Below are 22,568 nucleotides of genomic sequence, written 5' to 3'. Positions count from 1 at the left end.
CCTCGTCGTCGACGCGGGCGCTGGATCGCGCGATCCGCATCGGTGACGACACCGACACGGTGGCAGCGATCGCGGGAGCGCTGCTCGGGGCTCGCTGGGGAGCCTCCGCCGTGCCGGCGCGCTGGCGCCGGATCCTGCACGGCTACCCGGACCTGGCGGGCGCTCAGCCTGGGCGTCGGCCTCGACGAGGCGACCGCCGCGGTCTGCGGAGCTTCGCGTCAGTTTCGCGTCGTGATTTCGAGTTCGCTGCCTCAGCTCAGGCCGCGAACTCGAAATACGGCCGCGAGTTGGTGGTGAGCGATCCCCAGGCGCGGGTGTCGACTGCTCAACCGAGGAAGGCCCGGCACCTCGCGGTGCCGGGCCTTCGCCGTCGATCATGGTCGCCTCAGTCCGGGACGACGGTGCCGGTCAGATGCGGGTAGCCCTTCTTCCGGTTGAGGATCGACACCTCGTAGCCGCCGTCGGCGAGCGGCCGGGTGTACAGGTTCACCTTGGCCGGCAGCAGGATCGGCTTGCCGAACCGGACCCGGTAGGTGACCGCGCCGGGCAGCGAGCCGTCGAGGTTGGCCAGCGCCGCCGCCGCACTCCACATGCCGTGCGCGATGGCCCGGTCGAATCCGAAGGCCTTGGCCGTCAGATTGGTCATGTGGATCGGGTTGCGGTCGCCGCTGGCTGCGGCGTACCGGCGGATCTGCGGCAGGTCCACCGAGAGCACCCGGTCCGGCGGCGGCGGGGTGGCGGCCCGGGGCGCCGGTCCGCGCTGCTCACCGGACAGGCTGGTGCGCTGCTGCTTGAGGAAGGTGCTGGTCTGCCGGGCCACCGGTTCGCGGCCGACGCTGAACTCGGAGACCACGTCGACCAGCATGCCCTTGCGGTGCTCACGCAGATTCTGCGCGCGGGTGGTGATCGTCAGCGGCTCGGTGCTCCCGATCTCCCGGAAACGCTCGATGACGTTCTCCGCGTGCACCCCGCCGACCGGCCCGAACGGGAAGTCGCGCGCGGTCATCGTCGCCATCGCCATGGGGAAGTGCAGTACGAACAGGTAGGTCAGCGGCAGAGTGCTGCCGTACGGCAGGCCCGTGGCCCGGCAGTACTCCTGCAGCTCGCCCAGATCCACACGCACGTCCGAGACCGTGTAGGCGGTGTCCGGAAGCTGCGCATCGGCGGCGATCCGGGCAGGCTTGCCGATCACCGGAAGCATGTCGCCGGCGGCCTTCGGGTAGGTGGCCAGCGCCGAGGGCAACCGGGAGAGAGTGACGGTCTTGGTCATCACGCACCCAGCAGGCTCTGGCCGCACACGCGCACGGTGTTGCCGGTCACCGCATTCGACGCCGGGTTGGCGAAGTAGGCGATGGTCTCGGCCACGTCGATGGTCTGACCGCCCTGCATCATGGCGTTCATTCGGCGGCCGGCCTCACGGGTGGCCAGCGGGATGGCCGCGGTCATCTTGGTCTCGATGAAGCCGGGGGCGACGGCGTTGATGGTGATGCCCGACTCGGCGAGCGTGGGGGCGGTGGCGTTGACCAGGCCGATGACGCCGGCCTTGGAAGCGGCGTAGTTGGTCTGGCCGCGGTTGCCGGCGATACCGGCCATCGAGGAGACGTCCACCACGGCGCCGCCCTCGCGCAGGGCCTTCTTCTTCAGCAGCGCCTCGACCAGCTTCTGCGGGGCGATCAGATTCACCGCGATCACCGACGCCCAGCGGCCCTCGTCCATGTTGGCGAGCAGCTTGTCACGGGTGATCCCGGCGTTGTTGACGATGATGTCCAGGCCGCCGTGGCGCTCGAGGACGTGCTCGGCGATCTTCTCGCCGGCGTCGTCGGCGGTCACGTCCAGCGGCAGAGCCGTGCCGGAGACCTTGTTGGCGGTCTCGCTCAGCGCCTCGCCGGCGGCCGGGACGTCGGCGGCGATGACGTGGGCGCCGTCCCGGGCGAGGACCTCGGCGATGGTGGCGCCGATACCGCGGGCGGCACCGGTGACCAGGGCCACCTTGCCGGCCAGCGGCTTGCTCCAGTCGTCCACCGTCACCGCGTCGGCGGTGCCGATCCGGATCACCTGGGCGTCGACGTAGGCGGACTTGCCCGAGAGCAGGAAGCGCAGGGTGGACTCGAGGCCGGTGGCGCCGGCGGAGGCCTTCGGGTGCACATACACCAGCTGGGCGGTGGCGCCGTCGCGCAGTTCCTTGGCCACCGAGCGGGTGAAGCCCTCCAGGGCGCGCTGAGCGATCTGCTCGTCGGCCTTGGTCACCAGTTCCGGGGTGGTGCCGAGCACCACGACGCGCGCCGAGTTGCCCAGCGAGCGCATGACCGGGGTGTAGAACTCGAACAGCTGCTCGAGCTCGGCCGGGCCGGTGATGCCGGTCGCGTCGAAGACGGCACCGCCGAGCTTGTCGGCGCTGCGGCCGGTGGTGTTGTTGGTGACCAGTTCGTAGTCGCCGCTGCCGGCCAGGATCTCGCGGACCGGTTCGACCAGCCGGCCGGCGCCGCCGAGCAGCACCGGGCCGCCGAGGGGCGGCTGCGAGGGGTTGTAGCGGCGCAGCTTGGGCGGCTGAGGCAGACCCACCTTGCCGGCGATGAACGCGCCCGGACCGGAATTGACCAGGGACGAATAGAAGTCGGTGTTGTCTGCCACGGCGGCTCTCCTTATAGATCTTCGGTGGTCGTTCAGCACGGTCTCCGCGGCGGTGGGGAGACCGCGACCGCGGTGCGGTCCCGATCGCCACCTGCCGGCGCCGGAGTCGACAATGAACTTACTCTTGAGTAAGAATACTCAACAAGGTCGACCCCGTCGATACCGCCAACGCACAGGAGATGCCCAGTGGCCTCGTACACCCCTCGCAAGCCGGAAGCCCGTCAGCTGCGTCCGGTCGCCATTCTCGGCGGCAACCGCATCCCGTTCGCCCGCCAGGACCGTGCCTACGCCAAGGTCAGCAACCAGGAGATGTTCACCGCGGCGCTGCAGGGTCTGATCAGCCGGTTCAACCTCCAGGGCGAGCGGCTCGGCATGGTGGCCGGCGGCGCCGTGCTCAAGCACTCGCGTGACTTCAACCTGATCCGCGAGTCCGTGCTGGGCACCTCCCTCTCGCCGTACACCCCGGCCTTCGACCTGCAGCAGGCCTGCGGCACCGGTCTGCAGGCCATCACCGCGGTCTCCGACGGCATCGCCGCCGGCCGCTACGACGTGGCCATCGGCGGCGGCGTCGACACCACCTCCGATGCGCCGATCGCCGTCTCCGACGCCATGCGCCGCCAGCTCCTCGAGGTCAACCGCGCCCGCAGCACCGCCGACCAGATCAAGGCGCTGCTGCCGCTGCTGGCCAAGCTGGGCATCGAGATCCCGCAGAACGGCGAGCCGCGTACCGGGCTGTCGATGGGCGAGCACGCCGCGATCACCGCCAAGGAGTTCGGCATCAGCCGGGCCGACCAGGACGCGCTGGCCGCCGCCAGCCACCAGAAGATGGCCAGGGCCTACGACGCCGGCTTCTTCGACGACCTGGTCACCCCCTTCCACGGCCTGACCCGCGACGAGAACCTGCGCGGCGACAGCTCCGTGGAGAAGCTGGCCAAGCTCAAGCCGGTCTTCGGCGTCTCGCTCGGCGACGCGACCATGACCGCCGGCAACTCCACCCCGCTCACCGACGGCGCCTCGGCCGTGCTGCTCGCGAGCGACGAGTGGGCCGACGAGAAGGGTCTGCCGGTGCAGGCCTACCTGCGCGACACCGAGACCGCCGCCGTCGACTACGTCAACGGTCCCGACGGTCTGCTGATGGCCCCGACCTACGCCGTCCCGCGGCTGCTCGAGCGCAACGGCCTGACCCTGCAGGACTTCGACTTCTACGAGATCCACGAGGCCTTCGCCTCCGTGGTCCTGTGCACCCTGCAGGCCTGGGAGTCGCCCGAGTACTGCAGCGAGCGCCTCGGGCTGGACAAGCCGCTCGGCGCGATCGACCGCAGCAAGCTCAACGTGAACGGCTCCTCGCTGGCCGCCGGGCACCCGTTCGCCGCCACCGGCGGCCGGATCATCGCCCAGGCCGCCAAGCAGATCAAGGAGAACGGCGGCGGACGCGCGCTGGTCTCGATCTGTGCGGCCGGCGGCCAGGGTGTGACCGCCATCGTCGAGGGCTGACCGCCCACGCGACCGGACTTCTCGGGGGCGGCCGCGGAACCGGCCACGGGCCGTCGGACAGTGATGTCCGGCGGCCCGTGGCGCATCGGTGACGAGCGTGATTTCTCCGCTACCACCTGCGGATATCCATGAATCTGAAAAAACTTTGGACGGGTGTGTAACGCCCTGAGGGGCCCGGCCTATATACGGGATAGCTCCGGCCGTACTGCCTGACCCCCGACCCGGCAGTACGGCCGGAGTTTTCTCTGCCGGGGACCCGCCACACGTCCTGCGGGCCACCCGGGATCCCGGTGCCGCAGGCCTGGCGATGAGCGAGTCTCCTCAGTGTTTGCTTAAGATCGGGACCATCGTGACTACTCAGCATTCCCGCCGGCGACCCGGCGCGCGCCCGGTGGCGCGCGCGGCGGCCGCGGTCGTCCTCGTCGCCGGACTGCTGGTGGGCCTGGACGTGGCGCTGGCGCACGGTGAGACCGCCCGCGGCGCGCGGATCGCCGAATTCGATCTCGGCGGACTGAGCCGCGAGGACGCGCGCACCGAACTGACCAAACTCGTCACCGCCGCGCAGGGGCCGGTCACCCTGGTCACCGACTCCGGCCGGGCGGACGTCGACCCGCGCGCGCTGGGTCTGACCTTCGACGTCGGCGCCACCCTGGACCGGTTGATGGAGCAGCCCGCCAACCCGGTCGCCCGGGTCGGCGGCGTCTTCGGCGGACACCACGACGTGGCCCCGGTCGTCCACGTCGACCGCGCCGCTTTCGACGAGGAGCTCGACGAGCACCGCGCCACCCTGGAGAAGGCGGCCGTCGAGGGCGGTGTGCACTTCGAGGGCACCACCCCGGTGGCCGACATGCCCTCGGCCGGTCTGCGGATCGACCGCGATGCCGCGGTCGAGACCATCAGCCGCGAATGGTTGCGCGGGCACCCCATCGAACTGGCGATGGAGCCCTTCGACCCGACGGTGTCGGCGCAGACCGTGCAGGCCACCCTGGACGGTCCGGCCCGTGAGGTCACCGGTGCGCCGGTGACGCTCACCGGCGGTGACGAGCCGATCACGGTGTCCCCGCGCAGTCTCGGGGCCATGGTCACCTTCGTGCCCGACGGGAAGGGCGGGCTGAAGCCGCACATCACCCGCAAGGCCCTCAAGGCGACCCTCGGCGACGAACTCGCCGGTACCGAGAGCAAGGCCGTCGACGCCACCGTGGTGCTCTCCGGCGGCAGCCCCCGGGTCCGGCCCTCGACCGACGGCGCCCGGGTGCAGTACGTGCCCACCGGGCAGGCGCTCGCGGCGGCGTCGGTGACCGGGAAACGGACGGCCGAGATCGACTTCAAGGTCCTCGAACCGAAACTCAGCACTGCGGCCGCCAAGAAGCTCGGCGTCAAGGAAGTGGTCGCCGAGTTCACCACCGGCGACTTCAGCGGCCCGTCGGGGGAGAACATCCGGCTGGTCGCCCAGCAGGTCGACGGTGCGCTGGTGCTGCCCGGGGAGACCTTCTCGCTGAACGGCTACACCGGTCCGCGCGGCACCGCGCAGGGCTATGTGACGTCCACGATCATCGACCACGGGCATGCCGCGAAAGCCGTCGGCGGCGGCATCTCGCAGTTCGCCACCACCCTGTACAACGCGGCCTACTTCGCCGGACTGGAGGATGTGGCGCACACCGAGCACGCCTACTACATCTCCCGCTACCCGGAGGCGCGCGAGGCGACGGTCTTCGAAGGCCTGATCGATCTGCAGTTCCGCAACAACACCAAGCACGGCATCCTGATCGAGACCGCGTGGTCGCCGTCGTCGGTCACCGTGCGGATGTGGGGAACCAAGACCTTCGACGTCGAGTCGATCACCGGGGAGCGCACCGCACCGACCAGCCCCGAGCAGATCACCCTGCCGGCCGGCGACGACTGCCTGCCCAGCAGCGGTGCGCCGGGCTTCACCGCATCCAACACCCGGGTCGTGCGCAATGCGGCGACCGGCGCCGAGGTCTCCCGGCACACCCGGACCGTCCGGTATGCGCCCGAGCCCATCGTCCAGTGCCGCTGACCGGGCCGTTGCGCCCATGACGGAGCGTTTGTTCGGTCCCCTGCTGACTGGCGGTGGGCGCTCGGGTTAAGCTGCCCCACATGGATATCAATGGAGCAAGTGCAATCGTCACCGGCGGAGCTTCGGGTATCGGCGCCGCCTCGGCCCGCCGGCTCGCGGCTCGCGGTGCCAAAGTGGTCATCGCCGATCTGAAGGCCGAGGACGGGGAGGCCCTGGCCACCGAGATCGGCGGCCAGTTCGTCAAGGTCGACGTGACCAGCACCGACGACATCATCGCCGCCATCGAGGCCGCGAAGAAGCTCGGCCCGCTGCGCGCGGTGGTCAACTCGGCCGGTATCGGCTGGGCCCAGCGCACCATCGGCCGCGACGGCGAGTACTCGTCGGCGCACGACCTGAACCTGTACAAGAAGGTCATCGAGATCAACCTGATCGGCACCTTCGACATGACCCGCCTGGCCGCCACCGCGATGAGCCAGAACGAGCCGCTGGAGAACAACGAGCGCGGCGCCATCGTGAACATGGCCTCCGTCGCCGCCTTCGACGGCCAGATCGGCCAGGCCGCCTACTCGTCGTCCAAGGGCGGCGTCGTGGGCATGACCCTGCCGGTGGCGCGCGACCTGTCGGCGGTGGGCGTGCGGCTGAACACCGTGGCCCCCGGCCTGATCAACACCCCGATCTACGGCGAGGGCCCGGACGCCGAGGCGTTCAAGGCCAAGCTCGGCGAGTCGGTGCTCTTCCCGAAGCGTCTGGGCCTGCCCGACGAGCTCGCCTCGATGGTGGAGGAGCTGATCACCAACTCGTACATGAACGCCGAGGTCATCCGCGTCGACGGCGGCATCCGGATGCCTCCGAAGTAAGTCGGGACCAGCCGAACAGCACGACCGTCCGCGGCGCCCGCACTCGACGAGTGCGGGCGCCGCTGCGATGCGGCGGCCTGTCCGATCAGACAGTACGGCTGTGCCGCCGGCCGTCCTAGACTGTGGTCTGCGACACTCCGCATGCCGGCCGCCGTGCCGGTGCCCGGTCCTCCGGGCCTTCGGTCCGTGACCGAGACCGGGAGGACTCCCCGATGGAAGGACTGCACCCATGACCGCACCCGTCACCGGCGACGCCACGATCGCCGCAGCCGTCCGCGCCTCCCTCGACCGGGCGGTGACCGCCGAGCCGGGGGTGCCCGGCGCGGTGGCGGGGGTGACCACCGACCGGGAGACCGTCTGCGTCGAGGCGGCCGGCGTCCGGTCGATCGACGGCGACGAGCCGATGCCGGCCGACGCCACCTTCGCGATCTTCTCCACTACCAAGGCGATCACCGCCACCTGCCTGCTGCAGCTGTACCAGGACGGGGTGCTGGATCTGCAGGCGCCGGCCAAGGAGTATCTGCCGGCGATCGGCGAGCTCCAGGTGATCACGGGCTTCGACGACGGCGGGCAGCCGATCCTGCGTCGACCCGCCTCCGATGTGACCGTGCACCAGTTGCTCACCCACACCGCCGGCTTCGGCTACGACTTCTTCGACGAGACCTACGCCCGGCTCACCGCCGAGCACGGGGTCCCGTCGGTGGTCAGCGCCACGATGGCGTCGCTGACCACCCCGCTGCTGTTCGATCCGGGCAGCCGCTGGCAGTACGGCTCCAATATGGACTGGGCCGGACTGGTGGTCGAGGCGGTCACCGGCCGGCGGCTCGGGGAGGTGATGGCCGAGCGGATCTTCGCGCCGCTGGGCATGACCGACACCTCCTTCGATCCGGACGCGGCCCGCCGGGCGCGGCTGGCCACCATGCACCAGCGACGACGGCCCGACGCCCCGCTGTCGGCGGCCCCGCACGTCACGCCCCCGGCCGACCCGGAGGTGCACATGGGCGGGCACGGGCTGGTCTCCACCGTCGGCGACTACCTGAAGTTCATCCGCATGTGGCTGGCCGACGGCGCGGCCGACTCGGGTGAGCAGGTTCTCGATCCGGCGACGGTGGCGATGGCCGCGCAGAATCAGCTCGGCGACCTGAAGATCACCGCGCTGCGCGGCGTCATCCCGGCCCTGTCGAACGACGCCGAGTTCTTCCCGGGCATGCCCAAGTCGTGGGCGTACAGCTTCATGGTCAACGACGAGCCCGCCCCCACCGGGCGTCCGGCCGGGGCACTGGCCTGGGCGGGGCTGGCCAATCTCTTCTACTGGATCGACCGGGAGAACCGGATCGGCGGCTACTGGGCCAGTCAGATCCTGCCGTTCGCCGACGCCGCCGCGGTGACCGGCTATCTCGATTTCGAGAGCGCCGTCTATCAGGCTCTGGGCGGCTGAACCCGGGAGGGGTGAACCCCTCACAGTCGGTCCGGCGGGGTGCGTGCGCCGGGCCGGCGGCTCAGTCCAGGGCGACCGGCGTCTCCTCGCCGGTCTCGCCGCAGCGGTCGTCGGCGGTGCGCATGCCCAGAATCGCGGCGCACAGGCAGCCGACGCTGACGGCGATCACGAACCACGGGAAGATCTCCCAGGTGCCGAATCGGGAGGCGAGGGCGCCGGCGACCACCGTCGGAATGCCCATCGCGAGATAGCCGAGCAGATAGTAGGCGCTCATCACCCGGCCGCGGGAGTCGGCCGGGGTCACCGAGGTGAGATGGCGCAGCGAGCCGCCGAAGGCCAGGCCGAAGGTGATGCCCAGGAGCACCGAGTCGGTGATCACCAAGGCGGTCCAGCCGGTGTGCAGGGCCCACACCGCACAGCCGAGCGAGACGATGATGCCCAGGTCGCCGACGATCGCGGCGGTCCGGGGCTCGAGGGCGCCGCCGAACCACTGGGCGCCCGCGGCGGCGGCGGCCATGGCGGCGACCACGATGCCGACGAAGATCGCCGAGTGGTGGCCGGTGGCGCGCTGGGTGAGCGCCGGGTACAGGCTCAGGAAGACGCCGAGCACCGACCAGGAGGTGAGGATGCCGATGCCCGAGAACCAGAAGTCGGTGCGGATGGCGGCCGGCACCGACGGCCGCTGGATGCGGATGCGGCCGCCGGTGCGTTCGGTGTGCGGCTCGGCAAGCGCGATCGCGCCGGCCAGCAGGACACACGCGATCACGGCGGCGACGGCGAAGGGCATGCGCAGCGGTGCCGACGCCCATTGGGCGGCGCTGGCCGAGCCGAGCACGGTCAGCGCGATACCCAGGTTCAGGGCCGCGCCGCTGACCTGACCGTTGCGGGCGCCGTCGTGTGGGCGCACGTCGAGCAGTGCGGCGCCGGCGACCACGATGATGGCGCCGATCGCGGTGCCGTGCACCAGCCGCGCGAGCAGCAGCTGCCACGTCTGGGTGGCGATGAGGAAGATGCCCAGGCCGATCAGGATCAGGATCAGTCCGGTGATCAGCACCGGTTTGCGGCCGATGGCGTCGGAGATGGGGCCGGCGCTCAGCGCCGAGGTGAGGGCGCCGATCGCGTACACGGCGAAGATTCCGGTGACGGTGAGCGGGCTGAGGTCCCACTCCTGCTGATAGATCGGATACAGCGGGGAGGGCAGCGCCGAGACGCCCAGGGCCAGGCCCAGGAGCGCGAGCAGCAGGACGAAGGACCAGCGCTGCGGGTGGCAGTGCCGGGGTTGTGCGGTGTCGTCTTTCCCGGCCATGCATCGGTACGGTAGTCCACCCGAGTAAGCGGTCGCTCACCGGCCGGTCGGGGAGTGGACGGGCCGGCTCGATCGCGGCGTACCGGTGCGGGCCGGGACCGGTTCGGCTTAGGCTTCGGCCATGCGGAATCTGGTGCTCTCGGTGATCGGCGACGACCGTCCCGGCCTGGTCTCGGCGCTCGCCGATGCGGTCGCCGGGCAGGGCGGGAACTGGGAGAGCAGCCAGCTGGCGCGGCTGGCGGGCAAGTTCGCCGGCATCGTGGTGGTGGCGGTGCCGCAGGAACGCGCCGACGATCTGATCGCGGCCGTCACCGGGCTGGCGGGACTGCTCGAGGTGCAGGTGCATCCCGGCGGCGGTGCGGCGGTGCCCACCGAGGCGTGGCGAGCCCTGACCATCGAGGTGCTCGGCAACGACCGCCCGGGCATCGTGCACGAGCTGTCGGCGGCGCTGAGCCGCAGCGGTGCCTCGATCGAGAAGCTGACCACCGGCACGCGGCAGGCCCCGATGGCCGGCGGCACGCTCTTCGAGGCACGGCTGGATGTGCTGGTCCCGCCGGGGACCGAGGGCGCGACCATCCGCGCCGACCTCGAACGGATCGCCGGCGAACTCCTCGTCGACCTCGACATCGACGGCTGAGGACATCGACTGCTGAGTCGCCGCTACGTGGGCGATCGTGACCATATACCGGTCACGGACGCCCGCCTAACGCGTTATGCACAGGGACGGCGTTGTCCACAGATCGCTTGCGAGGGGTTCTCCGGTGATCGACGGGCCGCGATGCTGGAGCGATGGGGGAACGGTCGGGGTTCGACGAGGGGCGCTTCCAGGCGCAGCTCGCCTTCCAGGACGGTGTCATCACCCGGCAGCAGGCATTCGAGTGCGGCGCCGATGCCGCACAGCTGCGCCGTTGGTTGCGTCGTCGGCAGCTGGTCGCGGTCTATCCGGGGGTGTACGTGGAGCACACCGGTCCGCTCACCAGGAATCAGCGGGAGTGGGCGGCCGTACTCGATGCAGCGCCGGCCGCATTGTCGGGTGCTTCGGCGGTGCGGGTAATCGCACGGCGGACAGTGGCGGAGGATGAACCGGTCCACCTGCTCGTCGACGGTAGCCGGACTCCGGTGCGGCGGCCCGGTGTCGTCGTCCACCGGGATGTGCACTTCGCCGAGCGGATCCTGGCGGGAACGCGGCCCCCGCGGCAGCGGACCGAGGAGGCTCTGCTCGACCTTGCGGCAGCAGCGCCGACGCCGGCGACGGCGGTGGCGATTCTCACCGATGCGGTGGGCGGCCGGCTGACGACCGCCCGGCGGCTGCTCGAGGCACTCGGTCGCCGGACCCGGATCAGCAGACGCCGATTCATCATCGGGGTGCTCCGGGACATCGCAGAGGGGACCTGCTCGGTCCTCGAACACGGGTACCTCACCCTGGTCGAGCGTCCGCACGGGCTGCCCGGCGCGAACAGGCAGGCGCGCATTCTGCACGGCCGGCCCGGCTTTCGCGATGTCGACTACAAGAGGTGGCGCGTCGTCGTCGAACTCGACGGACGCCGCTGGCACGACGACGCGCGGGCACGGGACCGGGATATGGAACGCGACCTCGACGCGGCGATCGAGGACGATCGGCTCACCCTGCGGATCGGGTACAACCAGGTCTTCGACCGGTCGTGCCCGACCGGAGCGAAGATCGCCCGGGCACTGACCAAAGCCGGATGGCCCGGCCCCTTCCGCCGCTGTCCGAACTGCCCAGAATGAGTTACGCGGGCGATCGTGACCAGTATGTGGTCACGATCGCCCGCGTAAACACGGGGTGGTCCGCTAGCGCGTCGGGTAGCTGACGCCGGCCGGGATGTGAGTGCCGGGCAGGACGCCGACAACCGGCACCACCTGGGTATCGCAGTATGCAGGGCCAGACGAGACAGCATCGCGAAGTCTGTATGACCGGGCCGCAGGTGCGGGGCAGAGACGAACGACCCCGCCGGGATCGCCGGCGGGGTCGTTTGCGATCAGATGGTGAGTCTGAAAGTCGGTTCGGTCAGAGGGCCGCTTCGTCGAGCTCCATGATGTCATTGTCGACGGTCTCGATGACGCCGCGGACGCCGGTGAGCAGCGGCAGCATGTTCTTGGCGAAGAAGGTCGCGGTGGCCACCTTGCCCTCGTAGAACGGTTTGTCGTTGCCCGAGGCGCCGGCCTCGAGAGCCTTGTGCGCCACCTCGGCCTGACGGATCAGCAGCCAGCCGATCATGAGGTCGCCGAAGGCCATCAGGAAGCGGACCGAAGCGGTGCCGATCTTGTACAGCTGCTTCGGGTCCTCCTGGGCGCCCATCAGCCAGCCGGTGAGGGTGCCGATGATCGACTGGACGTCGTCGAGCGCGGTCTTGAGCAGCGCGTACTCGTCGGCCAGCTTCGGCTCGGCGGCCTCGTCGATGGTCTTGCTGATCTGCGCGGCGACGTGCATGAGGGTCTTGCCCTGATCGCGGACGATCTTCCGGAAGAAGAAGTCCTGCGCCTGGATGGCGGTGGTGCCCTCGTACAGCGAGTCGATCTTCGAGTCGCGGATGTACTGCTCGAGCGGGTAGTCCTGCAGGAAGCCGGAGCCGCCCAGGGTCTGCAGCGACTCGGTGAGCTTCTCGTAGGCCCGCTCGGAGCCGACGCCCTTGACGATCGGCAGCAGCAGGTCGTTCACCCGGTGGGCCAGCTCGGCGTCGGCGCCGGAGACGATCTCGGCGGCCGCCGCATCCTGGTGCGAGGCGGTGTAGAGGTACACCGCGCGCAGACCCTCGGCGTAGGCCTTCTGGGTCAGCAGCGCCCGGCGCACGTCCGGGTGGTGGGTGATGGTCACGCGCGGCGCGGTCTTGTCGGTCATCTGAGTCATGTCCGCACCCTGGACGCGCTCCTTGGCGTAGTCCAGAGCGTTCAGGTACCCGGTCGAGAGGGTGGAGATGGCCTTGGTGCCGACCATCATGCGAGCGTGCTCGATGACGTCGAACATCTGGGCGATGCCCTTGTGCACCTCGCCGACCAGCCAGCCCTTGGCGGGGATGCCGTGCTGACCGAAGGTCACCTCACAGGTGGCCGAGGCCTTGATGCCCATCTTGTGCTCGACGTTGGTGACGAAGGCGCCATTGCGCTCGCCCAGCTCGCCGGTCTCGTGGTCGAAGTGGAACTTGGGGACGAAGAACAGCGACAGCCCCTTGGTGCCCGGGCCGGCGCCCTCGGGGCGGGCCAGCACCAGGTGGAAGATGTTCTCGGTCATGTCCTGGTCGGCGGAGGTGATGAAGCGCTTCACGCCGTCGATGTGCCAGGAGCCGTCCTCCTGGAGGGTGGCCTTGGTGCGGCCGGCGCCCACGTCCGAGCCGGCGTCCGGCTCGGTGAGCACCATGGTGGCGCCCCAGCCGCGCTCGGCGCAGATGATGGCCCACTTCTTCTGCTCGTCGGTGGCGTTGTCGAAGAAGATGTTGGCGAAGCCCACACCGGCGGCGTACATGAACACCGGCGGGTTAGCGCCGAGGATCATCTCGCCCAGGGCCCAGTACAGCGACCGCGGGGCCGGCATGCCGCCGAGTTCCTCGTCGACGCCCACACGGTCCCAGCCGCCGTCGACGAAGGCCTGGTACGACTTCTTGAAGGACTCGGGGATGGTGACCGAGTGGGTCTCCGGGTCGAAGACCGGCGGGTTGCGGTCGGCGTCGGCGAAGGACTCGGCGATCGGGCCCTCCGCGAGGGTGTTGACCTCGCGGATCATGTCGACGGCGGTCTCGTGGTCGAGGTCGCCGAACGCTCCGGTCGCAAGAACCTTGTCGAGGTCGAAGAGCTCGAAGAGGTTGAAGTGCAGGTCGCGCACGTTGGACTTGTAATGGCCCATGGGAGTGTTCCTTCTCAGTTCATGGTGTTCTGGCCTCAGCGTCGCCGGCGTTCGGGCGCGAGGACCGGGCTGACCAGATAAGTTACTTGCCGGTAACTATTGACACAATACCGGCAAGGATCCGGCCGGACAACTCGAAGTTCTATGGCACGTCTTACATCTCGGCGGTGCCCACCGAACCGGTCACTGCGACCGGAGAAAGGCCAGGTCTTCGGCGATTCCTTCGGCGGGTGTCTCCAGGATGCCCGGCGCCTGCGCCTGACGCATGACTTCGGCGAGAACGGCCGGATCGATGTGCCCGGACTCCAGGTTGGCGTGCCGGTCTCTGCCGGAGTCGAACTCGTCGCGCGAGTTGTTCAGATGCACCAGGTCGATGCGCCCGGTGATCGCCCGGATCCGCTCGACGAGCCCGACCAGGTCCTCGCCGCCGGCCCAGGCGTGGCAGGTGTCGAGGCAGAAACCGGCCTGCTCGAAGTCGCCGACGGCGTCCCAGAGTCGCTCGATCGACTCGAGGGTGCGGGTCATCGCGTGGTCGCCGCCCGCGGTGTTCTCGATCAGGATCGGGACCGCGAAACCGCCCTTGTCCTGCTGCCGCTCGAAGAGTTTGCGCCAATTGGCGAAGCCCTCGGCGGCATCCTCGCCCTCGCGCAGATGCCCGCCGTGCACCACCAGACCGATCGCCCCGAGTTCCCCGGCCGCCGCGGCCTGCTCCTGCACCGCCTTGCGCGAGGGCATCCGCAGCCGGTTGTTCAGGCTCGCCACATTGATCTGATAGCTCGAATGAACGACGACGTCGACCGGCGCCTGCCGGATCGCCTCGGCCTGCGGATGCGGTTGCGGCTTGGCCCACTTCTGTGGGTCGGTGACGAACATCTGGAAGAGGTCGATGCCGAGTTCGGCGGCAGTGGCCAGGGGGTCGCCGTCCTGGCGAAGATGGGCTCCGACACGCATGAGGCCATGGTAGGCGAGGCACCCGCACGGCCCGCCGGGTTCGCCGGGCCGCTCCGGGGCCGGTTGCGTCGACGAATGCCGATCGCCACTATTGTGGACGGTCGGGGGACGGCAAGCTCCTCTTCGTAGAGCGGGGCGGATGCAGGAGCGGACAGATGAGCGTGGACAGCCCGCCGCCCGGCGGCACTGGACCGGCGACGCCGTCCGTGCCGGAGGAGCGGCCGCCGGCAGTCGCCGGCGAGGGTGTCGCCGACGAGGTGGGGGCGAGCACCGCTGAGACCGAAGCCGCACCGGCAGTCACCGATGTCTCCGGCGGCGGTGCGGACGAGTCGATCGAGGTCACCGAGGAGAAGACCCGCGATCTGACCTGGGTGCGGCGCGGACTGATGCTGGTCTGGGCCGCCGCCGTGATCCTGTGGATGTCCCGGTTCGGCATCTCCTTCGACCGCACCAGCCTGATCGTCTTCCTGGCCATCGGCATGGTCATCGCCACCATCGGCCGGCGCCGCGCGATCACCGTGCTGATCGACTGGCTGCCGTTCGTGCTGATCCTGATGCTCTACGACTGGACGCGCAGCATCGCCGTGTGGATGGGCATGCCGACGCACTGGCATCTCGCGGCCGACGTCGACCACGCGATGTTCGGCGTCTCGCCGACCGCCTGGCTGCAGTCCGAGATCAAGTTCGCCGATCCGCCGTGGTGGGAGATCATCACGAGCATCGTCTACATGTCGTACTTCATCGTCCCGTACGCCACCGCGGCGTACATGTGGGTCAAAGACCGGGCGGTGTGGCGCCGCTTCGCGGCCTGCTTCGTGGCGGTGAGCTTCATCGGTCTGATCGGCTACACGCTGGTTCCGGCCGCGCCGCCGTGGGCCGCGGCCAAATGCACCTCGGCCGAGGTGGCCGACTATCCGCATGATCCGGACTGCATGTACGAGCCCGAGGGCGTGGTCGAGGGCAACCTGCTCGGACCGGTGGACCCGAAGAACGACGGCAATCCCTACGTGGAACGGATCTCCGGCCGCGGCTGGGCCGTGGTGGGCATCGAACAGGCCGATCATCTGCTGAAGAAGGGGCAGGGCCGCTCGAATCTGGTGGCGGCCGTCCCGTCGCTGCACGCCGCGCTGACCATGCTGCTGGCTCTGTTCATGTGGCCGCGGGTCAAGGCGCTCGGCAAATTCCTGTTCATGGGTTACGCGTGGGTGATGGCCTTCACCCTCGTGTACACCGCCGAGCACTACGTCTTCGACATCCTGCTCGGCTGGGGTCTGGCCGCTGCGGTGATCGCGGTGTATCAGCTGATCGACAAACGCTACATTCAGCCGCGCAACGCGCGGCGCGACGCGGAGCGCGAACGCGAGCGACTCGCCGCAGTGGCCGAGGCCACCGGCGACGGGGTAGAAGTGGAGGCATGAGCCGACCCGTTCTTCGCACTTCCGTCCTGCGCCGCCTGCTCGCCGCCGGCGCCGCACTCGCCGCCGTCGGCCTGATGACCGCCTGCGGCTCCGACGACGACAGTCAGGCACACGACGGTCACCAGCACTCGCACGGCGCATCGACGACGGCGGCCTCGGTGGCGCCGGGCGTCAACAGTGCCGACGTCTCGTTCGCGCAGATGATGATTCCGCACCACCAGCAGGCCGTGGAGATGGCCGAGCTGGTGCCGAGCCGGACCCAGAATCCGTGGCTGCTGACCTTCGCCGAGCAGGTGAAGAACGCCCAGCAGCCGGAGATCGATCAGCTCACCGATGCGCTCAAGTCCTGGGGTCAGGAGGTGCCGGCCGGCGGCGGTCACCACCACATGGACGGCATGATGACGGCCGAGCAGATGGCGAATCTGGAGAAGCTCTCCGGACAGGCCTTCGACCGGGAATGGATCACCATGATGATCGAGCATCACGAGGGTGCGGTCGACATGGCGAAAACCGAACTGGCCGACGGCGAGAACGCCGAGATGCGCGAGCTGGCGCAGTCCATCGTCAGCGCCCAGCAGGGCGAGATCGACGAGATGAAGGCCCAGCTCGGCTCGTAGCGGTCACGCCTCGCGGAAGGTGACCGGCTCCTGCTCGGTGAAGTCGATCAGGGCGCGGCTGTTGTCCACCGCGGTGACCACGGCGACGCCGAACGGGCCGTCGGCGTCGTGCAGGGTGGCGGTGCCGGTCGAGATCCCGTCGGCCTCGAGGTGGTCGTCGGCCTCCACCCCGATCCGCTCGCCGCGCGGCAACCGGACCAGACTGACGGTCAGATCGCAGTTGATGAAGCCGATCCCGTCGGAGCCCCAGTTGGTCATCAGACTCGCCGCTCGCCGTTGACCACGGCCCGCACGAACGGGGTGGGTTCGGACTCCTCGGTGATCCGGTTCGCGACGGTCCACAGCCGGTGCCGTCGGCCGTGCTGGTGCGCGGCCATGTCGGTGGTCCAGCCCTGCACGTCGTCGCCGAAGTAGGCCGCCTCGCCGGAGCTCTCCGGCGGCGTGAAGGTGCGGGCACTCGGCGGCCGCTGCCAGCGTTCGCCCGGCGGATCGGTGCCCTCCTTGAGGAAGACGGTCACGCCCTGGGCCACAAGCGATTCGGTACCGTCGTCGGCGCACTGCCTGAGCTGTACCTGCACCGCGAGGATCCGTCCGCCCGCACGCAGGACCTGTGTGGACACCGCGGTCGGCAGACGGCGGGCGTTCTTGAACAGATCCAGCGTGAACCGGGCGGGCCGCCATCCGGGGCGGCCGTGCCCGGCCTCCACCACGGCGGCCGCCAGGCCGCAGACGGCCGGGCCGTTGAGCGAGTCGTCGCTCCAATGGCTGTGCGCGGCTTCGGTGGGCAGGTAGTGATCGCCCTCCCGGGTGAAGAATGCGGGTCGCTGCGGCATGGCTGCGACGCTACGCTTTGACCATGATCAACCAACCGGCACCCGCCCGACTGCCCGACGATGCGGTGAACGCAGTCCGCTCGAGCATCCTGTTCACGTCGATCGTCGGCATCGTCGCCGGCATCCTGATGATGGTCTGGCCGGGAGTGACCGTGCTGCTGGCCGGCCTCTTCTTCGGTATCGCCATGGTGGTGGCCGGACTGTTCCGGCTCTTCGCCGGTTTCGCGATGATCGGCCTGTCGGCCGGGCTGCGGCTGCTGGCCGTGGTCCTGGGCGTTCTCATGGTGGCGCTCGGCGTGCTGGCGATCATCAGTCCGGAGGACGCCTGGTGGATGATCGCCGTCTTCATCGGTGTCGGCTGGATCTTCAGCGGATTCCAGGACCTCTTCGGGGCGAGCGTGCAGACCTATCTGGCGCCGCGCTGGCTGGTGATGGTCGGCGGCATCATCTCGATCCTCGCCGGCATCGTCATGCTGATCTTCTCGCCGGCGGACACCCTCACCACCATCGCCTGGGTGGTCGGGCTGCTGCTGATCGTGGTCAGCGTGACTCAGCTGTTCCTGCTGCCGCCCAAATCTGCGGCCTGATCACCGTCTGCGGCCTGATCACCGTCGGCTGACCGGCGGCGCACCGGTCAGCCGGTCTGCAGGGCCTCGACCCCGTCGAAGCCCACCGCCGGACGGTCGCCGTCGGCCAGGTCGGCCACCTCGCGCAGCGCCTGCGCCAGTTCCGTGGTGTGCGTCAGCGAGAGTCCGGCCAGCGGGTCGTCGTCGCCGGCGCCCGGTCCGCGATGTGCCGCGGCCGCGCCGAGCAGGCGGCCGGCACCGTCGCGATCGACCTCCCAGAGGGCGTCCGCGGTCACCAGATACAGGGCGACGGCCTCGGCGATCGCATCGAGATGGACCATCGCCCACGCCCAGTGCTTGGCCACGTCGACGGTGTCGGCCTCGGCGCGTCCGTGCGTGCGCAGATACTTGCCGTGCAGTTCGCTGCACAGCAGATCGGAGTCCTGCCACAGCTGCAGATGCCGCATGCAGCGCACGCATTCGTGCATGGCTGCGAGGTATTTCACCGAGTACGGTCCCTCGCGCCGGGACCGGATCTCGCGCAGCACGGAGAATTCGGCCAGCGCGTGCTCGTACTCGCCGGCGTCGTACATCGACCGGGCCTGGACTTCCAACTCGTCGAGCATGACCCCACCATGCCCGGCCCGGCGCGTGAACGGGGCGGCTCGGGCACTTTGAGACGATCCCGCCGCTCCCGTCCATCGCGGCCGGTCGCGCCGCATCGGCGCCGCCGCCGGGGGATGATGGATCGGTGCAGAACACGACCGATCGCGCCCAGCTGAGCCGGTGGGCGCTGCTGTCCATTGCGGCCGCTCTGGTCACCATGGCCCTCAAGGTGATCGCCTGGCAGATCACCGGCTCGGTGGGGCTGCTCTCCGACGCGGCCGAGTCGCTGGTGAACCTGACCGCGGCGGTCGTCGCCTTCGTGGCCCTGTGGGTGGCCGCCCGCCCGCCCGACGACAGCCACCAGTTCGGCCATGCGAAGGCCGAGTACTTCTCGGCGATCATCGAGGGCCTGATGATCCTGATCGCCGCCGCGATCATCATCGCCAGCGCGGTGGAACGGCTGCTGCACCCCCGCGAGCTGGAGACGGTGGGTGTGGGCCTGGCGGTCTCCACCCTGGCCGGTGCACTCAACGGGCTCGCCGGCTGGGCGCTGGTCCGGGCCGGGCGCCGCCACCGGTCCATCGCACTGCAGGCCGACGGCCGGCATCTGCTCACGGACGTCTGGACCACCGTGGGCGTGGTGATCGGCGTGGCACTCGTCGCCCTGACCGGCTGGCTGCCGCTGGATGCGCTGATCGCGATCGCGGTGGCGGTGAACATCCTGTACGTGGGCTACGGGCTCATCCGCCGTTCGGTGGGCGGTCTGATGGATGCGGCGCTCGACGCCGCCGATCAGTGTGAGATCGAGCGGGTGCTCGACGGCTTCCGGTCGCCGGAGGTGGACTTCCACGATGTGCGCACCCGGCAGTCCGGGTGGCTGCGCTTCGTTACCCTGCACGCGCTGGTGCCTGGCGACTGGACGGTCCGGCGCGGACACGACCTGGCCGAACAGGTGCAGGATGCGCTGACCGCGGCGCTGCCGGATCTGCGGGTGGTGGTGCATGTGGAACCGGTGGATGATCCGCGCTCTTACGAGCCGTGGCGACGCCGGTGAGCCGATACACTGGAAGGCGTGAAGGACGAGGAAGACGATTACGAAATCGGGCAGTTGCAACCGGAGGAGACGCTGTCCGACCACGAGTTGGAGGACGTCCTCGACCGCGGCTACTCCCCCCCGGACCGCGACCCGGGCGACCGGGAGCACGAGAGCCTCGATCAGCGGCTCTCCGAGGAGGAGCCGGACGTCGCCGAGGACCCGGACGACCCGGACTATCCGACCGGTGACACCGAGGTGGGCGACCGCCGCGCCGGCCGGCTGATCGCCCCCGACGAGGGGACCGCCGAGGACGTCGACGCCCAGCTGCTGGGCACCGACGCCGGCGTCGACGGAGCGGGCGCCTCGGCGGAGGAAGCCGCCGTGCACATCATCGATCCGGAGTAGCCGGCGGTGGACAACGACCGACTGGTCCAGGTCGGGGTGGCGATGGTGTCCCGGTTCGGTGCGCGCGCGCTCAGCCTCACCTCGGTGGCCCGCCACGCCGGTGTCGCCCGGGCCACCGCCTATCGGATGTTCGGCGGCCGGGATGCGCTGGTCGGCGCGATCGTCGACTACGAGATCGGCCTCATGCGCGAGAAGATCGTCGAGTGGAGCGAGGCCGAGCCGGACGTGCCGGCCCGCGTCCATGCCCGGGTGGTGAACACGCTGGCCTATCTGCGCGAACATCAGGCACTGCAGTATGTGCTGCGACATGAGCCGGAAGAACTGGTGAACACGCTGGTGGCGGCGGAGGATCCGGACGGGCCGACGATCCTCGAACGTGCAGTGGACGTGGTGGTCGCCGACCTCAAGGACGACGAAACCGCTGTCCTGCAACCCAATCCGAAGGCAGCCCTGGAACTGATCGCCCGGCTGGTCTACTCGGAGCTGCTGGTGCCGCGCAGCGTGATGACCGACCAGCAGATCGCCGACATCATCGTCCGCGCCGTCCTCCCGGACAGCGCGCCGCCGGAGACTACGCTGAGCTCATGACGAGCAGCTCCCCGACGCCGGCGCGCGGCGTCTACATCGCCTCCGCCGAACCGGAGACCGGTAAATCGACTGTGGCGCTGGGGGTGCTCACCCATCTGACCGCCACCGGCGGCCGGGTGGGCGTCTTCCGCCCCATCTCGCGGGCCCGCGCAGGTGAGGACGACTACATCCTGGACCTGTTCCTGCAGCAGGCCTCGGTGGATCTGCCGGCGGCGGACTGCATCGGCGTCACCTACGACGATGTGCACGCCGACCCCGACGGTGCGATCGCCGAGATCGTCGACCGCTATCACACGGTGGCCCAGCACTGCGACAACGTGTTGATCCTCGGCTCGGACTACACCGATGTGGCCTCGCCGTCGGAGCTGAGCTACAACGCCCGCATCGCCGCCAATCTGTCGGCACCGGTGGTTCTGGTGGTGAACGGCCTGGGCCGGTCCCCGGCCGAGGTCACGGCACTGGCGGAGCTGCTGATCGGTGACGTGCGGTCCGCGCACGCCATGATCGCCGGGGTGGTGGCCAACCGCTGCGACGAGCACCGGCTCGGTGCGATCGCCGCGGCCATCGGCTCGACGGGTGTGCACGGCTGGGCGCTGCCCGAGGACCCGCTGCTGGTGGCGCCGACGATGGGCGAACTGGCGACGGCGCTGAACGCGACGCTCTACAGCGGCGATGTGGACCTGCTCGACCGGGAGACCCTCGAGGTGATGGTCGGCGGCATGACCGTCGAGCACATCCTCGAGCGGCTCAGCGAGTCGATGGTGGTGATCGCCCCGGCGGACCGCTCCGACGTTCTGCTGGCACTGGTGAACGCCAATGCGGCGCAGGGTTTCCCGCGACTGGCCGGCATCATCCTCAACGGCGGCATCCATCCGCACCCGATGATCGACGCACTGGTCAAGGGGCTCCGGCCCACCCTGCCGATCCTGCAGTGCGAACACGGCACCTACGAGACCGCCCGGATCGCCTCGCACACTCGGGGTGCGATGGCCGCCGGATCGGTCCGCAAGATCGAGGCGGCGCTCTCGCTGATGGAACGCCACATGGCCTCCGACGAGCTGTTCGCGCAGCTGAATCTGCAGGTGCCGCAGGCGGTCACCCCGCAGATGTTCGAGTACCAGCTGCTGGCCCAGGCCAAGGCCGACCCGCAGCACATCGTCCTTCCGGAAGGGGAGGAGGACCGCATCCTGCGGGCCGCCGGCCGGTTGCGGCGGCGCGGCGGGGCACGGCTGACCCTGCTGGGCAACGAGGATGCGATCCGCCGCCGCGCCGAGGAACTCGGCATCGATCTGGCCGCAGTGGACGTGATCGATCCGCGCACCAGCGAACTGGTCGACGAGTTCGCCGGCATCTACACCGAGCTGCGCAAGCACAAGGGCATGACCGTCGAGCGGGCGCTCGAGGTGGTCCGTGACGAGTCGTACTTCGGCACCATGATGCTCTACACCGGCATGGTCGACGGCATGGTCTCCGGCGCGGTGCACACCACTGCGCAGACCATCCGACCGGCCTTCGAGATCATCAAGACCCAGCCCGGTGTGGACACCGTCTCGAGCGTCTTCTTCATGTGTCTGGCCGACAAGGTGCTCACCTACGGCGACTGCGCCGTGGTGCCCGATCCGACGGCCGAGGAGCTGGCCGACATCGCGATCTCCTCGGCGGCCACCGCCGGGACCTTCGGCATCGAGCCGCGGGTGGCCATGCTCAGCTACTCCACCGGCGGCTCCGGCAGCGGCGCAGACGTCGAAAAGGTCCGCAGTGCAACCGAACTGGTCCGTACCCGGGCCCCGGAACTGCTGGTGGAGGGTCCGATCCAGTACGACGCCGCGATCGACCCGTCGGTGGCTGCGACCAAGATGCCGGACTCGCCGGTGGCCGGACAGGCCACCGTGCTGATCTTCCCGGACCTGAACACCGGCAACAAC

Annotated in this window: 21 protein-coding genes and 1 pseudogene; 14 read left to right on the top strand and 8 right to left on the bottom strand. The window is 69.6% G+C overall.

Annotated elements, in window-relative coordinates; genetic code table 11:
• Positions 1-17: 17 nt before the first annotated feature.
• Positions 18-149, top strand: a pseudogene (locus tag ACJMNC_RS06035) (ADP-ribosylglycohydrolase family protein); the annotation flags it as partial.
• 236 nt (positions 150-385) lie between these two features.
• Here the strand turns inward: ACJMNC_RS06035 and ACJMNC_RS06030 are convergent.
• Together ACJMNC_RS06030 and ACJMNC_RS06025 are read right to left on the bottom strand one after the other, a co-directional pair.
• Positions 386-1,270 (bottom strand): MaoC/PaaZ C-terminal domain-containing protein, encoded by an 885-nt coding sequence (locus tag ACJMNC_RS06030; RefSeq protein ID WP_408947043.1) that lies wholly within the window; start codon positions 1,268-1,270, stop codon positions 386-388.
• Positions 1,270-2,631, bottom strand: a complete 1,362-nt coding sequence (locus tag ACJMNC_RS06025) for a 3-oxoacyl-ACP reductase (protein WP_408947042.1) — start codon at positions 2,629-2,631, stop codon at positions 1,270-1,272. The genes ACJMNC_RS06030 and ACJMNC_RS06025 overlap by 1 nt, the downstream gene beginning before the upstream one ends.
• A gap of 186 nt (positions 2,632-2,817) precedes the next feature.
• Between ACJMNC_RS06025 and ACJMNC_RS06020 the strand changes: the two genes are divergently transcribed.
• From ACJMNC_RS06020 to ACJMNC_RS06005, 4 genes are all read left to right on the top strand, one after another.
• Positions 2,818-4,125 (top strand): acetyl-CoA C-acetyltransferase, encoded by a 1,308-nt coding sequence (locus tag ACJMNC_RS06020; RefSeq protein WP_408947041.1) that lies wholly within the window; start codon positions 2,818-2,820, stop codon positions 4,123-4,125.
• Between the two features lie 307 nt (positions 4,126-4,432).
• Positions 4,433-6,163: a VanW family protein gene (locus ACJMNC_RS06015; protein ID WP_408947040.1), complete on the top strand. Its 1,731-nt coding sequence runs from the start codon at positions 4,433-4,435 to the stop codon at positions 6,161-6,163.
• Positions 6,164-6,243: 80 nt separating this feature from the next.
• The gene (locus ACJMNC_RS06010; protein WP_408947039.1) at positions 6,244-7,020 is read left to right on the top strand and encodes an SDR family NAD(P)-dependent oxidoreductase; all 777 of its coding nucleotides are present in this window, start codon (positions 6,244-6,246) and stop codon (positions 7,018-7,020) included.
• Between the two features lie 229 nt (positions 7,021-7,249).
• Entirely contained in the window at positions 7,250-8,458 is a 1,209-nt protein-coding gene (locus tag ACJMNC_RS06005; protein WP_408947038.1) for a serine hydrolase domain-containing protein, read from the top strand.
• A gap of 61 nt (positions 8,459-8,519) precedes the next feature.
• Here the strand turns inward: ACJMNC_RS06005 and ACJMNC_RS06000 are convergent, their stop codons facing one another.
• Positions 8,520-9,764 carry an MFS transporter gene (locus tag ACJMNC_RS06000; protein ID WP_408947037.1) on the bottom strand — a complete coding sequence of 415 codons (1,245 nt, stop codon included), beginning with the start codon at positions 9,762-9,764 and terminating at the stop codon, positions 8,520-8,522.
• Positions 9,765-9,885: 121 nt separating this feature from the next.
• Here ACJMNC_RS06000 and ACJMNC_RS05995 point away from each other — a divergent pair, with 121 nt between their 5' ends.
• Both ACJMNC_RS05995 and ACJMNC_RS05990 read left to right on the top strand, forming a co-directional pair.
• On the top strand, positions 9,886-10,401 hold the full coding sequence (locus ACJMNC_RS05995) for a glycine cleavage system protein R (RefSeq protein WP_408947036.1): 516 nt from the start codon (positions 9,886-9,888) through the stop codon (positions 10,399-10,401).
• A 152-nt stretch (positions 10,402-10,553) separates the two neighbouring features.
• The gene (locus ACJMNC_RS05990; protein WP_408947035.1) at positions 10,554-11,513 is read left to right on the top strand and encodes a hypothetical protein; all 960 of its coding nucleotides are present in this window, start codon (positions 10,554-10,556) and stop codon (positions 11,511-11,513) included.
• Positions 11,514-11,793: 280 nt separating this feature from the next.
• Here ACJMNC_RS05990 and ACJMNC_RS05985 read toward each other — a convergent pair whose 3' ends face one another.
• Positions 11,794-13,623, bottom strand: coding sequence for an acyl-CoA dehydrogenase (locus ACJMNC_RS05985; protein ID WP_408947034.1), 1,830 nt, complete (start codon positions 13,621-13,623; stop codon positions 11,794-11,796).
• A gap of 183 nt (positions 13,624-13,806) precedes the next feature.
• On the bottom strand, positions 13,807-14,574 hold the full coding sequence (locus ACJMNC_RS05980; protein WP_408947033.1) for a deoxyribonuclease IV: 768 nt from the start codon (positions 14,572-14,574) through the stop codon (positions 13,807-13,809).
• A gap of 155 nt (positions 14,575-14,729) precedes the next feature.
• Between ACJMNC_RS05980 and ACJMNC_RS05975 the strand changes: the two genes are divergently transcribed.
• Positions 14,730-15,992 carry a phosphatase PAP2 family protein gene (locus ACJMNC_RS05975; RefSeq protein WP_408947032.1) on the top strand — a complete coding sequence of 421 codons (1,263 nt, stop codon included), beginning with the start codon at positions 14,730-14,732 and terminating at the stop codon, positions 15,990-15,992.
• The gene (locus ACJMNC_RS05970; protein ID WP_408947031.1) at positions 15,989-16,609 is read left to right on the top strand and encodes a DUF305 domain-containing protein; all 621 of its coding nucleotides are present in this window, start codon (positions 15,989-15,991) and stop codon (positions 16,607-16,609) included. The genes ACJMNC_RS05975 and ACJMNC_RS05970 overlap by 4 nt, the downstream gene beginning before the upstream one ends.
• Positions 16,610-16,612: 3 nt before the next feature.
• Here the strand turns inward: ACJMNC_RS05970 and ACJMNC_RS05965 are convergent, their stop codons facing one another.
• Together ACJMNC_RS05965 and ACJMNC_RS05960 are read right to left on the bottom strand one after the other, a co-directional pair.
• A complete protein-coding gene (locus tag ACJMNC_RS05965) occupies positions 16,613-16,867 on the bottom strand; it encodes a hypothetical protein (protein WP_408947030.1) in 255 nt (84 codons plus the stop codon).
• Complete coding sequence (locus tag ACJMNC_RS05960) at positions 16,867-17,442, bottom strand: acyl-CoA thioesterase domain-containing protein (protein ID WP_408947029.1); 576 nt, start codon at positions 17,440-17,442, stop codon at positions 16,867-16,869. The genes ACJMNC_RS05965 and ACJMNC_RS05960 overlap by 1 nt, the downstream gene beginning before the upstream one ends.
• Positions 17,443-17,465: 23 nt before the next feature.
• Here ACJMNC_RS05960 and ACJMNC_RS05955 point away from each other — a divergent pair, with 23 nt between their 5' ends.
• Positions 17,466-18,029: an HdeD family acid-resistance protein gene (locus ACJMNC_RS05955; RefSeq protein ID WP_408947028.1), complete on the top strand. Its 564-nt coding sequence runs from the start codon at positions 17,466-17,468 to the stop codon at positions 18,027-18,029.
• Between the two features lie 47 nt (positions 18,030-18,076).
• Here the strand turns inward: ACJMNC_RS05955 and ACJMNC_RS05950 are convergent, their stop codons facing one another.
• Positions 18,077-18,634, bottom strand: coding sequence for a hypothetical protein (locus ACJMNC_RS05950; RefSeq protein WP_408947027.1), 558 nt, complete (start codon positions 18,632-18,634; stop codon positions 18,077-18,079).
• Positions 18,635-18,759: 125 nt separating this feature from the next.
• Here ACJMNC_RS05950 and ACJMNC_RS05945 point away from each other — a divergent pair, with 125 nt between their 5' ends.
• From ACJMNC_RS05945 to pta, 4 genes are all read left to right on the top strand, one after another.
• Complete coding sequence (locus ACJMNC_RS05945) at positions 18,760-19,668, top strand: cation diffusion facilitator family transporter (RefSeq protein WP_408947026.1); 909 nt, start codon at positions 18,760-18,762, stop codon at positions 19,666-19,668.
• Positions 19,669-19,677: 9 nt separating this feature from the next.
• Positions 19,678-20,055, top strand: coding sequence for a DUF5709 domain-containing protein (locus tag ACJMNC_RS05940; RefSeq protein WP_408947202.1), 378 nt, complete (start codon positions 19,678-19,680; stop codon positions 20,053-20,055).
• Between the two features lie 6 nt (positions 20,056-20,061).
• The gene (locus ACJMNC_RS05935) at positions 20,062-20,643 is read left to right on the top strand and encodes a TetR/AcrR family transcriptional regulator (RefSeq protein ID WP_408947025.1); all 582 of its coding nucleotides are present in this window, start codon (positions 20,062-20,064) and stop codon (positions 20,641-20,643) included.
• A partial coding sequence (gene pta / locus ACJMNC_RS05930) for a phosphate acetyltransferase (protein ID WP_408947024.1) occupies positions 20,640-22,568 on the top strand: 1,929 nt, incomplete at its 3' end. The genes ACJMNC_RS05935 and pta, both read left to right, overlap by 4 nt.

This window comes from Gordonia sp. VNK21, assembly GCF_046098115.1.
Classification (GTDB): Bacteria; Actinomycetota; Actinomycetes; order Mycobacteriales; family Mycobacteriaceae; genus Gordonia.
This window is presented reverse-complemented; position numbering and strand designations above follow the sequence as displayed.

Excerpts from the sequence above, each read along its gene's own strand:
- ACJMNC_RS06030 (WP_408947043.1), bottom strand. The coding sequence starts at position 1,270 with ATGACCAAGACCGTCACTCTCTCCCGGTTGCCCTCGGCGCTGGCCACC.
- ACJMNC_RS06015 (WP_408947040.1), top strand. The coding sequence starts at position 4,433 with ATGAGCGAGTCTCCTCAGTGTTTGCTTAAGATCGGGACCATCGTGACT.
- ACJMNC_RS06010 (WP_408947039.1), top strand. The coding sequence starts at position 6,244 with ATGGATATCAATGGAGCAAGTGCAATCGTCACCGGCGGAGCTTCGGGT.
- ACJMNC_RS06005 (WP_408947038.1), top strand. The coding sequence starts at position 7,250 with ATGACCGCACCCGTCACCGGCGACGCCACGATCGCCGCAGCCGTCCGC.
- ACJMNC_RS06000 (WP_408947037.1), bottom strand. The coding sequence starts at position 9,764 with ATGGCCGGGAAAGACGACACCGCACAACCCCGGCACTGCCACCCGCAG.
- ACJMNC_RS05995 (WP_408947036.1), top strand. The coding sequence starts at position 9,886 with ATGCGGAATCTGGTGCTCTCGGTGATCGGCGACGACCGTCCCGGCCTG.
- ACJMNC_RS05990 (WP_408947035.1), top strand. The coding sequence starts at position 10,554 with ATGGGGGAACGGTCGGGGTTCGACGAGGGGCGCTTCCAGGCGCAGCTC.
- ACJMNC_RS05985 (WP_408947034.1), bottom strand. The coding sequence starts at position 13,623 with ATGGGCCATTACAAGTCCAACGTGCGCGACCTGCACTTCAACCTCTTC.
- ACJMNC_RS05980 (WP_408947033.1), bottom strand. The coding sequence starts at position 14,574 with ATGCGTGTCGGAGCCCATCTTCGCCAGGACGGCGACCCCCTGGCCACT.
- ACJMNC_RS05975 (WP_408947032.1), top strand. The coding sequence starts at position 14,730 with ATGAGCGTGGACAGCCCGCCGCCCGGCGGCACTGGACCGGCGACGCCG.
- ACJMNC_RS05970 (WP_408947031.1), top strand. The coding sequence starts at position 15,989 with ATGAGCCGACCCGTTCTTCGCACTTCCGTCCTGCGCCGCCTGCTCGCC.
- ACJMNC_RS05965 (WP_408947030.1), bottom strand. The coding sequence starts at position 16,867 with ATGACCAACTGGGGCTCCGACGGGATCGGCTTCATCAACTGCGATCTG.
- ACJMNC_RS05960 (WP_408947029.1), bottom strand. The coding sequence starts at position 17,442 with ATGCCGCAGCGACCCGCATTCTTCACCCGGGAGGGCGATCACTACCTG.
- ACJMNC_RS05955 (WP_408947028.1), top strand. The coding sequence starts at position 17,466 with ATGATCAACCAACCGGCACCCGCCCGACTGCCCGACGATGCGGTGAAC.
- ACJMNC_RS05950 (WP_408947027.1), bottom strand. The coding sequence starts at position 18,634 with ATGCTCGACGAGTTGGAAGTCCAGGCCCGGTCGATGTACGACGCCGGC.